The organism is Aquimarina spinulae, assembly GCF_943373825.1.
GTDB lineage: Bacteria > Bacteroidota > Bacteroidia > Flavobacteriales > Flavobacteriaceae > Aquimarina > Aquimarina spinulae.
Genome location: NZ_CALSBP010000003.1, coordinates 77,887 through 90,192, shown reverse-complemented (window position 1 = coordinate 90,192; position 12,306 = coordinate 77,887). Strand labels below are relative to the sequence as shown.

At 32.0% G+C, this 12,306-nt stretch carries 12 protein-coding genes; 4 read left to right on the top strand and 8 right to left on the bottom strand.

The features are described from left to right. Window positions 1–23: 23 nt before the first annotated feature. Genes efp through NNH57_RS23110 form a run of 5 tightly spaced genes read right to left on the bottom strand, consistent with a single transcriptional unit; the run spans window position 24 to window position 5,105 of the window. The gene (efp, locus tag NNH57_RS23130; protein WP_074406386.1) at window positions 24–590 is read right to left on the bottom strand and encodes an elongation factor P; all 567 of its coding nucleotides are present in this window, start codon (window positions 588–590) and stop codon (window positions 24–26) included. A gap of 41 nt (window positions 591–631) precedes the next feature. After that, window positions 632–1,414, bottom strand: a complete 783-nt coding sequence (gene lpxA, locus NNH57_RS23125; protein WP_024769297.1) for an acyl-ACP--UDP-N-acetylglucosamine O-acyltransferase — start codon at window positions 1,412–1,414, stop codon at window positions 632–634. A gap of 12 nt (window positions 1,415–1,426) precedes the next feature. Then, a complete protein-coding gene (locus NNH57_RS23120; RefSeq protein ID WP_074406387.1) occupies window positions 1,427–2,830 on the bottom strand; it encodes a bifunctional UDP-3-O-[3-hydroxymyristoyl] N-acetylglucosamine deacetylase/3-hydroxyacyl-ACP dehydratase in 1,404 nt (467 codons plus the stop codon). Next, a complete protein-coding gene (gene lpxD, locus NNH57_RS23115; RefSeq protein ID WP_051575516.1) occupies window positions 2,823–3,851 on the bottom strand; it encodes a UDP-3-O-(3-hydroxymyristoyl)glucosamine N-acyltransferase in 1,029 nt (342 codons plus the stop codon). Before lpxD ends, NNH57_RS23120 begins: the two co-directional genes overlap by 8 nt. A 24-nt stretch (window positions 3,852–3,875) precedes the next feature. After that, entirely contained in the window at window positions 3,876–5,105 is a 1,230-nt protein-coding gene (locus NNH57_RS23110) for an HD domain-containing protein (protein ID WP_074406786.1), read from the bottom strand. Between the two features lie 146 nt (window positions 5,106–5,251). On the opposite strand from NNH57_RS23110, the gene porX reads away from it, so the two are divergent. From porX to NNH57_RS23090, 4 genes are all read left to right on the top strand, one after another. After that, the gene (gene porX, locus NNH57_RS23105; RefSeq protein WP_108808892.1) at window positions 5,252–6,802 is read left to right on the top strand and encodes a T9SS response regulator signal transducer PorX; all 1,551 of its coding nucleotides are present in this window, start codon (window positions 5,252–5,254) and stop codon (window positions 6,800–6,802) included. Window positions 6,803–6,850: 48 nt separating this feature from the next. Beyond that, complete coding sequence (gene tsaE, locus NNH57_RS23100) at window positions 6,851–7,252, top strand: tRNA (adenosine(37)-N6)-threonylcarbamoyltransferase complex ATPase subunit type 1 TsaE (RefSeq protein WP_074406389.1); 402 nt, start codon at window positions 6,851–6,853, stop codon at window positions 7,250–7,252. Between the two features lie 95 nt (window positions 7,253–7,347). Further along, entirely contained in the window at window positions 7,348–8,550 is a 1,203-nt protein-coding gene (locus tag NNH57_RS23095) for an alanine dehydrogenase (RefSeq protein WP_074406390.1), read from the top strand. A gap of 100 nt (window positions 8,551–8,650) precedes the next feature. Next, window positions 8,651–9,025: a DUF4258 domain-containing protein gene (locus tag NNH57_RS23090; RefSeq protein WP_074406391.1), complete on the top strand. Its 375-nt coding sequence runs from the start codon at window positions 8,651–8,653 to the stop codon at window positions 9,023–9,025. 15 nt (window positions 9,026–9,040) lie between these two features. Here the strand turns inward: NNH57_RS23090 and NNH57_RS23085 are convergent, their stop codons facing one another. The 3 genes from NNH57_RS23085 to NNH57_RS23075 all read right to left on the bottom strand — a co-directional run bounded on the left by NNH57_RS23085 (window position 9,041) and on the right by NNH57_RS23075 (window position 12,271). Next, the gene (locus NNH57_RS23085; RefSeq protein ID WP_108808891.1) at window positions 9,041–10,927 is read right to left on the bottom strand and encodes a tetratricopeptide repeat-containing sensor histidine kinase; all 1,887 of its coding nucleotides are present in this window, start codon (window positions 10,925–10,927) and stop codon (window positions 9,041–9,043) included. A 285-nt stretch (window positions 10,928–11,212) separates the two neighbouring features. Next, window positions 11,213–11,734 carry a GNAT family N-acetyltransferase gene (locus NNH57_RS23080; protein WP_074406393.1) on the bottom strand — a complete coding sequence of 174 codons (522 nt, stop codon included), beginning with the start codon at window positions 11,732–11,734 and terminating at the stop codon, window positions 11,213–11,215. A 6-nt stretch (window positions 11,735–11,740) separates the two neighbouring features. Beyond that, window positions 11,741–12,271, bottom strand: a complete 531-nt coding sequence (locus tag NNH57_RS23075; protein WP_108808890.1) for a GNAT family N-acetyltransferase — start codon at window positions 12,269–12,271, stop codon at window positions 11,741–11,743. Window positions 12,272–12,306: the final 35 nt, after the last annotated feature.

The following is a 12,306-nucleotide window of genomic DNA, read 5'->3' as shown; positions in this document are numbered from 1 at the left end:
ATAAAAATTTGGGATATAAAATATTATTCTTTTATTCTTTCTTTATACGTCCCTTTTTCTGTTTCAACTTTAATTTTATCTCCTTCATTGATAAAAAGAGGTACCATTACCTCTGCTCCGGTTTCTACAGTAGCTGGTTTAGTAGCATTGGTAGCTGTATTCCCTTTAACACCAGGTTCTGTAGCTGTTACTTCAAGAATAACGCTTGCAGGCATTTCTACAGAAAGAGGCATTTGATCTTCAGAATTAATAATAATAGTTACCACTTCTCCTTCTTTTAATAAACCAGGAGCATCCAAACTAGATTTTTGTAATGTAATTTGATTGTAATCCTCGGTATTCATAAAATGAAAAGTATCACCTTCGGCATATAAATACTGAAACTTATGTGTTTCTACTCGTACATCATCAATTTTATGACCTGCAGAGAATGTATTATCGATCACTTTTCCTGTAGTCACGCTTTTTAGTTTTGTTCTTACAAACGCGGGGCCTTTACCAGGTTTTACGTGTAAAAATTCAATAATCTTATAGATATCGTGATTGTATTTGATACACAATCCATTTCTGATGTCACTAGTACTTGCCATTATTCTTTAATTTCTTATGATTATTATCTGTATCGAATTACTTAATTAGAAAAATATCCCTTCATGATTCCTCTCTGAGAGTTTTTAATAAACTCTAAAACCTCATCACGTTCTGGTGTTGCTTCCATTTCTGCTTCGATAATTGCAACTGCCTGAGTGTTGTTATAGTTCTGCTGATATAAAATTCGATATATATTCTGTACTTCTCTTATTTTTTCTGTTGTAAATCCTCTTCGACGCAGACCTATAGAATTAATCCCAACATATGATAGAGGCTCTCTGGCAGCTTTAACAAACGGAGGTACATCTTTACGTACTAATGATCCTCCTGTTACAAATGCATGATTACCAATACTACAAAACTGTTGTACCGCAGCCATACCAGCCAAAACAACATAATCACCAACATTAATATGGCCCGCCAATGTACTGTTATTAGAAAATATACAATTATCACCTACAATACAATCATGGGCTATATGGCAATATGCCATAATCCAGCAATTTTTTCCTATTTTGGTTTTCATTCTATCGGTCGTTCCTCTATTGATTGTAACACACTCTCGAATCGTAGTATTATCTCCAATTTCGGTTATGGTATCTTCATCATTAAATTTTTTATCCTGAGGAGTGGCAGAAATAACAGCTCCTGGAAAAATACTACAGTTTTTTCCTATGCGTGCTCCTTCCATAATAGTAACATTAGAACCTATCCAGGTTCCTTCTCCTATCACCACATTATTATGTATGGTTGTAAAAGGTTCTATTACAACATTTTTTGCAATTTTTGCTCCTGGATGAACGTATGCTAATGGTTGATTCATCTATTTTATTGATTATTTTGATTTTACAATTTGCGCCATAAGTTCTGCTTCGGTAACTAATTTGCCATTAGCATAGGCAAAAGCCTGCATATGACAAATACCACGACGAATGGGTGTTATCAATTCTAATTTAAATATCAAGGTATCGCCTGGTAATACTTGCTGCTTAAATTTTACTTTATCTATTTTCATAAAATAGGTAAGGTAATTCTCTGGATCGGGTACTGTACTCAATGCTAAAATCCCACCTGTCTGAGCCATCGCTTCGATCTGAAGCACTCCTGGCATTACCGGTGCTCCCGGAAAATGTCCTACAAAAAATGGCTCATTCATAGTTACATTCTTAAGACCAACCACATGTTTATCAGACATTTCTAAGACTCTGTCTATTAATAAGAAAGGAGGCCTATGTGGAAGCATTCCCATAATCTTATTAATATCCATTAAAGGTTCTTTAGAAAGATCAAATTGAGGAACTTTATTACGCTTTTCTATTTTTATAATCTTAGAAAGCTTTTTAGCAAACTGGGTATTTACATAGTGTCCAGGTTTATTAGCTATGATTTTTCCTCTAATCCTTGTTCCTATTAATGCAATATCTCCTATAACATCTAATAATTTATGGCGTGCAGCCTCGTTTGGATAATGTAATGTTAAATTATCCAAAATACCATTAGGTTTTATAGCAATAGATTCTTTTCCAAATGCTACTTTAAGTTTTTCCATCGTACTTGGACTTAATTCTTTATCCACATACACTATAGCATTATTTAAATCTCCTCCTTTAATCAAGCCATGTTCTAACAGCATTTCTAATTCGTGTAGAAAGCTAAAGGTTCTAGCATCTGCTATTTCCTTTTTAAAATCTGAAAGACGTTTTAAAGAAGCATTTTGAGTTCCTAATACTTTGGTTCCAAAATCAACCATTGTAGTCACCTGATATTCATCAGATGGCATTACAATAATTTCACTACCAGATTCTTCGTCTACATAAGAAATTACATCTTTTACAATGTATTCTTCTCTTTCTGATTCTTGTTCTACAATTCCTGCTTGCTCCAGAGCTTCGATAAAAAACTTACTAGAACCATCCATAATCGGAGGTTCTGATGCGTTTAATTCTATCAAAAGATTATCGATTTCTAATCCAACACAAGCTGCAAGTACATGTTCTGATGTCTGAATGCTAACCCCGTTTTTCTCTAGATTTGTCCCTCGTTGCGTATTTACAACATAGTTAGCATCAGCTTCAATAATAGGATTGCCTTCAAGATCAATTCTGCAAAATGCATAGCCATGATTCTCTGGTGCCGGTTTAAAAGTTAACGTTACTTCTTTTCCGGTATGTAAGCCCACACCTGTAAGCTTTATTTCCTTTTTAATGGTTCTTTGTTTTCCTACGACAATATCACTCATTATTGTTTATCTTTTTCTCTAGTTTGTATACTCTATCCACAATTTTGGGAAGATTTTTAAAATGCACATAAGATTTATTAAAGTCAGAGTATCCTAAAGCAGGTGACCCCTGAATAGCTTCTCCGTCTTTTATATTTCTTCCTATACCTGATTGTGCTTGTATTTTTACATTATTACCTATAACAAGATGTCCTGCAATACCAACTTGCCCACCAATAAGACAATGTTTGCCAATTTTGGTAGATCCTGCAATTCCTGTCTGAGCTGCAATTGCTGTATGCTCTCCTATTTCTACATTATGAGCAATTTGTATTTGATTATCTAGTTTTACTCCTGTACGTATAATTGTAGATCCTAGTGTAGCTCTATCAATAGTTGTACCTGCTCCTACATCAACATTATTTTCTATTATAACATTACCAGTCTGAGGTACTTTACTATATTCTCCCTTTTCGTTAGGTGTAAATCCAAAACCGTCTGCTCCTACTATTGCTCCACTATGAATTACACAATTATTTCCGATTATGGTCTCTGAATATATTTTTGCACCGGCAAAAACAATTGCATTATCGCCAATAGTTACATTATCTCCTATATATACATTAGGAAAAATCTTAGCATTTTCACCAATTTTCACATTATCTCCTATGTACGAAAATGCTCCGAAATAAATATTTTCTCCAAAAGATGCTGTTTCAGAAATAAAACTCGGTTGTTCTATCCCTGCTTTATTCATCTTTACCATATTATAATACTCCAGCAGTTGGGAAAACGCTTTATATGCATCATCTACTCTAATAAGAGTTGTTTTAATTGTCGACTCTGCCTCAAAGTTTTTATCTACTATAGTTATTGATGCATCAGTAGAATAGATATATTGGGTGTATTTAGGATTTGACAAAAAGGTCAATGAACCTTTAGTTCCTTCTTCAATTTTAGCTAGTTTAGATACTTCGACGGTTTCATCTCCCTCGATTTCTCCGTTCAAAATACCCGCAATTTGTGTGGCTGTAAAAATCATTCTAGCAAAAGTATAAAAAATGTGTTAATGTTTGTGCTTTGGATAGCACATAAAATATTTGGTTACCGGTTTTGATAGGGCTTCAAGATTAAACTCATCTGTAGCTTTAACTACATCTACAATTTTTCTTGATTTATATAAAATATTTATATTCTGCTTATTAAGGTGGTAGGCCTGGTTAGAAATAGTCCCTTCAAAAATAAAATAACGGGCTTCTTCATCAGAAATTTTATATTGTTTCTTAAATTTTTCGATATGATTTTCTTTTTTATGACTCTGAAAAGGTTTCTTTTTAATTTTTATTTTTAAAAGATCTCTATCAATAATCATCGAAGACAGCATGCTTAAAACAAAATCTTCTGAACGAGACCATTCTTTCATTGCCGAAATAATATCATAATCGTCTAATCTAGAAAATGTTTCTAAAACTTCTGTAGTAAAATTTTCTGCTGTTATCTTATTTTCGAGAAAAAATGTTAATGCTTCACTAGCTTTTAGTCCTGTCCCCTTCTCTACCAACTCTTTAGCTCTTTTCAATACTCTAATCAATAAATTCTCTGCTACCAAACTTGTTTTATGAAGATATACCTGCCAATACATCAAACGCCTGGCCAGTAAAAACTTTTCTACAGAATAAATCCCTTTTTCTTCTACTACCAATTCATCATTAACAACAGTAAGCATGGTAATTAGACGTTCACTATTGATATTTCCTTCGGCCACACCAGTATAAAAACTATCGCGTTTCAGATAGTCCAAACGATCCATATCTAATTGACTCGAAATTAATTGATGTAAAAAATTACGATGATATTCTCCTTTAAAAATTTGAATTGCCAGCGTTAAACTACCGTTAAATTCTTCATTAATTTTCTCCATAAACATGAGAGAAATAGACTCATGATTTACCTCATTTACGATGCTATGTTCCATCGCATGAGAAAAAGGACCATGGCCAATATCATGTAACAAGATTGCTACATAAAGAGCTTCTTCCTCCTCTTCAGAAATGCTAATCCCTTTAAAACTAAGAACTCTCACGGCTTTTTGCATAAGATGCATACATCCTAAAGCATGGTGAAATCTGGTATGATGTGCTCCCGGATATACCAAATATGAGAGTCCCATCTGAGATATACGACGCAACCTCTGGAAATACTTATGTTCGATAAGATCGAAAATTAGTTCATTAGGTATCGTAATAAAACCGTAAATTGGATCGTTTAATATTTTAAGCTTATTTCTTTTTTTCAAGTTCATCTTACATTTACGGAGGCAAATATACATATATGCTAGGCATATAAAACATTTCAAAAAGAATTTAAATTATTAAAGTTTTCTTAGTAAAGTGAATAAATAGGCTATATATTAAGTTTATAAATAAAAAAAAATAAAATTTGATGAGTAAAATAAAGATACTTTGGGTAGATGATGAAATTGATTTGCTTAAACCACATATATTATTTTTGGAACAAAAAAACTATGACGTAACCAAGTGTCAAAGTGGAACTGAAGCATTAGATATAATAGATGATGATAATTTTGATATCATTTTTTTGGATGAAAACATGCCAGGTCTTTCTGGAATAGAGACATTATCAGAAATTAAGGAAAAAGAAGATAGTATTCCTGTAGTAATGATTACCAAAAGTGAAGAGGAATATATCATGGAAGAAGCAATTGGTAGTAAGATCGCCGATTATTTAATTAAGCCTGTTAATCCTAATCAAATACTTTTAAGTTTAAAGAAAAACTTAGACAATTCTCGTTTGGTTTCAGAAAAAACTACAGCCAACTACCAACAAGAATTTAGAAAAATAGCTATGGATATGGCTATGGTAAATTCATACGAAGAATGGTCTGATTTATATCAAAGACTAATTTACTGGGAATTACAACTAGAGAATATTGAAGATACCGGGATGTTTGAGATTTTAGAATCACAAAAAGTAGAGGCAAATTCTCAATTCTGTAAATTTATCGACAAAAATTATCCCAATTGGTTTGACAAAAATGGGGAAGCTCCGGTAATGTCTCACACTTTATTTAGAGATAAAGTAGTACCTGAAATTAGTAAAAACCAACCTACTCTTTTAGTAGTAATTGATAATCTGCGATATGATCAATGGAAAGCTTTTGAACCTATCATAAATAACTATTACAAAAAAGAGCAAGAAGTTTCATATTGTAGTATTCTTCCAACGGCAACACAATATGCCAGGAATTCAATTTTTTCTGGACTTATGCCTTCTGAAATGAAAAAAATGCATCCAGATCTCTGGTTAGACGACACAGATGAAGGAGGGAAAAACATGAATGAAAATGAATTTCTAACCGCACAATTAAAGCGATTAGGGATGGATATCAAACATGAATATTATAAAATCACTAACGAAAAATCTGGAAAAACCTTAGCTGCAAATTTCAAAGGACTAAAAGACAACGACTTAACAGTTGTAGTATATAATTTTGTGGATATGCTTTCTCATAGCAAAACAGAAATGGAAGTAATCAAGGAACTTGCCTCAAATGACAAATCATACAGGTCATTGACTCAAAGTTGGTTCAAAAATTCTCCTTTACTAGAAATGATTCAGCAAGCACAACAACTTGGGTTTAAACTACTGTTAACTACAGATCACGGTACAATAAATGTAAAAAATCCTTCTAAAGTGATAGGTGATAAAAACACAAGTCTTAATTTACGATATAAGACAGGAAAAAGTCTTACTTATGAAAGAAAGGAAGTTTTGGAAGCAACAAACCCAAAAGCGGTACATTTACCGTCAATAAATATGAGCAGTTCTTTTATTTTTGCAAAAGGAGATTATTTCTTTGCCTATCCAAATAACTATAATCATTATGTTAGTTATTACAGAAATACATATCAACATGGTGGAGTATCTTTAGAAGAAATGATCATTCCTTTTATAGTATTAAATCCTAGATAGCTTCAAAAATCATGTAGTATTCTGGTTTTAAAATATAGAATTATTAAAATGACAATAGAATATACCTTACAGGATCTTCCTGATGTGGCAGAAAAAATAATCTCGAATGCAACAAGTAAAATAATTCTCTTTGATGCTGAGATGGGAGTTGGTAAAACTACATTAATAAAAGAAATATGTAAATATCTGGGGGTAGAAGATATCATCTCTAGCCCCACTTATTCTTTGGTAAACGAATATGAAAGCAATGATGGAGTTATATATCATTTTGATTTTTATAGAATAAAAGAAGAAGAAGAAGCATATCAAATAGGGTTTGAAGAATATTTGGACTCTGATGCATGGATATTTATAGAATGGCCCGAAAAAGTTTCAGGATTATTACCCAAAAATAGTATTAGCATTACTATTAATTTACTTGATAATGAAAAGCGTATTCTTTCATTTTAGAAATACTGATAATCATAGTTATACCATCAAATAATTAATCCTATTTGTTTTCTTGGCTTTTTTATTCGTAATTTGAGATACAGAATTTCACACAAATGAGTACACCAAAATCTCCTTTTACCAAAGAGCAGCTGCTACCGCAGGAAGAAATGATAGAAGTAGCCCGCAAAAAAGGAAAACTTTTTATTGGTATCCCTAAAGAAACCCATTATCAAGAAAAGCGAGTATGTCTTACACCAGATGCCGTAGCTGCATTAACAGCGCATGGTCATCGAGTTTTGTTAGAAACCAATGCCGGTATTGGAGCAAGTTTTACCGATAGAGATTATAGCGAGGCAGGTGCAGAAATCACTAATGATAAGAGAAAAGTTTTTGGGTGTCCAATTATTTTAAAAGTAGAACCACCTTCTTTAGAGGAGCTCGAATATATAAATCCGCAAACTGTATTAATTTCTGCTCTACAGCTTAAGACACAGTCCAAAGAATATTTTCAGGGACTTGCCAAAAAAAGAATTACCGCTCTTGGTTTTGAGTTTATTCGAGATATGGATGGTGCCTATCCTGCGGTAAGAGCACTTAGCGAGATTGCAGGAACAGCAGCGGTACTCATTGCTTCAGAATTGATGAGTAGTGCTACAACTATGGGTTCTGGATTAATGATGGGTAATATTAGCGGTGTCCCCCCTGTAGAAGTTGTTATTCTTGGTGCTGGTACTGTTGGCGAGTTTGCTGCACGTTCGGCTATTGGATTAGGTGCAAATGTAAAGGTTTTTGACAATTCTATCACCAAACTTCGTTGTATACAAACCAATGTGGGACGCCCTTTATACACATCTACTATTCAGCCAAAAAATTTATTAAAAGCTCTACGTCGTTGTGATGTAGTAATTGGTGCCATAAGAGGAAAAAATCGTGCTCCGATTATAGTTACCGAAACTATGGTAGAACGTATGAAATCTGGCGCAGTAATTATCGATGTAAGTATAGATATGGGAGGATGCTTTGAAACAAGCGAAGTTACTTCTCACGACCACCCTACTTTTGAAAAACATGGAATTATACATTATTGTGTACCTAACATCCCTTCTCGATATGCCAGAACATCTTCATTATCGATAAGTAATATCTTTACGCCTTATCTATTACAAATTGGTGATGAAGGAGGAATAGAAAATGCTGTACGTTTTGATCGTGGACTTAAGAATGGGTTGTATTTTTATCATGGGATTTTGACTAGTAAACCTATTGCAGATTGGTTTGACCTTTCTTATAGAGATATAAACCTACTAATTTTATAATAGTATTGCATTACTCTTTTTATAGTAAACTTTGCAACGCTAAGCGTATGATTTTTTAAAACTTTGCTTACTTTTGGCGTCATAATATTGCATTCTGTTTATGAAATTAGCACAACGATTATTTTATTACTTAGGTGGATTTGCCATCGGCCTTATTCTTTTATTTTTCTTTCTTGGCGGAAAAAAAGCTTCTTGTGATTATGGCCCTTCTGCCAGGGTACTAAAAAATATTAGAATAAAGAAAAAAGCTTTTTCTGAACAAGCGTCAAGCGATATGATAAAATATGAAATAGATACTGCAGATGTTTCTTTTTTATTAACAAATGGGGATGTGATTTTTTCTAAAAGCAATACTAAATTAGATTCTTGCAAAACCTATTTTATTGAAGGAGCTATTAAAGAAAAAAATGTTAATATGCTTATCGAAAATTGTGATTCTATTGCTAAAATTAACGCATTGAATCTTATTCAATAAACTAATTATACTTATTTACCCTATTGGGAGCTCTACACAAACTATTGTACCAATACCATAGTTAGAATCTATTTTTATAAGTCCGCTGTTATCCGATATTCTTTGTTTTATACTTCTTAACCCTACTCCAGAGTTGGCTTTTTTAGTATTAAAACCATTGCCATTATCTTCTACCATCATATTCACGACATTAATTTCTTCATGAATCGTTATATTTATCGATACTTCGGTTGCCTGAGCGTGCTTATTTATATTAGTTATCAATTCTTGAATAATTCTATAAATTGTTAATTGCAAACTCTCTGATATATTATTTATTTTTTTTTCTGGATGAATATAATATTTATACTCTATATCTTTACTGGTAGAAAAACCCACAAGTTCTTTCATTAAATCTGTAAAATACAAGTGGTTAATTTTTTTTGGCATTAGATCATGAGAAATAGATCGAATCTCATTATAAGTAGAATCCACACTAGTAATTATAGGCTCTAACTCTGATGGTAATTTATTTTTTATACGATTCAATCTCATTTTGATAGCAGCCAAATTCCCTCCAATACCATCATGTAAGTCTTTAGAAACTCTTTCCCGTTCTTTATTCTGGCCATCGACATAAGCCTTAATTTTTTGTAGTTTATGTGTATCTAATAGATTACTAACCTTTTCTTCATTTAATTCTTTCTGATTCGCATATAACAGTTTTTGACTCTTCAAACGTTGTATATACATAAATAATATTATGCTTAATAATAGAACCAACACTACAGCAATAACAATATGTGTTCTCTGTGTAAGCACCAACTCTTTTTGACGTGCTATTTCTAGTTCTTTTTTTGAAGTTTCATATTCAGCCTCTATTTCAAATATTTTTTGATTACGTCTAAAATTATGTAAACTATCAATTGCGTTACGATATCTAACTATATATCTCCTAACCATTTTAATATCGGATTGCAAGGCATACACAAGTATCATATTATTTGCAATTGAAGAAAGTGATTGATAATTACCGGTTTCTTTTGCCAATTCTTCGGCTTTTTTTAAATAAACTAGTTCCTTTTCATAATCTTTTTCTTTATGATATATCACAGATAGATTAATCAAAACCATACTATATAAATTAATATAGCCGAATTCTTTAGTCAATTTACTTGCTTCGATTAGGTATTCTTTAGATTTTTCAAGCTTTTTTAATTTGTAATGCATCGCCCCTAGATTTATTAAAATCTTACAAATATTATGGTTGTCTTTTTGGTTCTTATACAACTCCATACTTTTTAAAAGGTTAGCTTTTCCTTTATCATACTCTTTATTACTGTATTGAATCAATCCCAAAGAGTTATATGCCGCCGCTAATAAATAATCCAATTCTGTTTCTTTAATAATGAGCTGTAGATAATCCTCTGCTTTTTCAAAACTCCCTAGTTCTCTATGTACCTCAGAAAGCTTATAGTATAACTCATGCTTTTGTTTTGGGTTTGGGTTATTTTCTATTTTCTTTAATGCTTCAAAAATTAATGCTACAATTTTTTCCTGATCCCCACGTATACTATTTAATTGACTCATCCTTATCACCGCAAAAGCAAACAAGGTATCACTATCAACAGATCTACTAATATCAAGAGCTTTGTCATAAAATACAACAGCAGAATCAGACTTCGCTAAATTTTCGTAAGCAGTAGCTAGTTTCACATAACTACTAACTAAGTAGGTTTTGTTTTTAGAATCTATACTATAATTTACCATCTCTTGAGCATGTAGCAATGCTTTATCAGATGATTCGTTCTCAATACTATCAAATTGCCTCTCAAGAGTTCTAAAGGAATTCTGCTGACTATATACATGAAAAGCGAAAAGGGCAAAAATTAGGGCAAGAATATGGTTATGAATATAATTCATGACACAAAAATAAAGTTAGGTTTATTCACATTGTAGTTACACTCAAAAAAAAGAAATCAATGAGTTAGGTGGTAATATACTAATTGTTTATGTATAAAAATAATTCGGATAAAAATATCCGAGAAAAAATGAATTTTTACAGATTTATATCCGAATTTTGAGTAAAATCATAAAAATGTAGAAGGTAAAAGTTGTAAAAAGCTAATTCACCTAGAATAAAAGAAAAGCTTTCAAATAACTAATGCTCCTTACTTTCACTAAATAGAACAATATATATTTTGATCTTTAAATTGAATTAAGTAATAAAGGGAACTTCATGGTATACACCCAATACTTTTTTCCTAATCGTTCAATTTCTTTTATTTTTTTAAATCCTATTTTCTCATACATAATTCGAGCAGGATTCATAAATTCTGATGTATGCAGAGCAATAGTTTTTTCTCCACTCTTTTTTGCGTACCTCAAACAAGAGTTAACCAGTTCTTTTCCTATCCCAAAGCCTCGATATTTTGGATCAACTCCTAAAAATCGTATATAACACCAATCAGATTCGTACAACTCTGTTGGATTTCCTTTCGGAATAAAATAAATCATCCCAATTATATCTGAATTGATTTCACAAATAAAAATTTTACTAATTTTTATAAGATTTAATACATTTTCTTCACTTTCTAAAATAGCACTTAATCTGTTCCAGTGCTCTGGACTTAGTACATCTGAAAACTCTGCGTATGAAATTTTCCCTAATTGCCGTAATCCTTCCATATCATCAGCATTAGCTTCTCTATATTTCAAACCTTTATTCATGTAGGGTTATTTCAGTTTAGTTTGCATTGCCCAAAACTCAAAAGTTTCATCGCCAATAGTAAAGTTATGTTCTCCGGCAATTTGGTAGCCTTTCTTTTTATAAAAAGTAACAGCCTGTTTTTTTAATTTTAGGTTAGACAACCATATGTAATTGTTTTTGTAATCAACAGCTGCCTTTACGATACATTGATGCAACTTCCCTCCTATACCTCTTGCTTCATATCCTTGTAGTAAATATATACGCTGAAGCTTACAAATACGCTCTTCATCTATAAATTCTGAAGGGGAATCTAATTTTAATTTGGCATACCCTATGGGTAATGAATTATACGTATCGGTAACCATCCAATATAGGTTATCGGGTTTTGCTAAACTATTTTTGATTTTATCAATAGAAAAAGCCCAATCCAAGTAATTGATCAGGTTGTTTTTATTATTAAAAAATTCCCCATAAGATTCGTCAAAAGTTTTTCTTCCCAAAGATGAAATCTTTTCTGCATCTTCTATAGTTGCTCTTCTTATATCAACTGTATTCATTTTTTATTTCCTTTTCTTCAGTAAACTTATTTAAG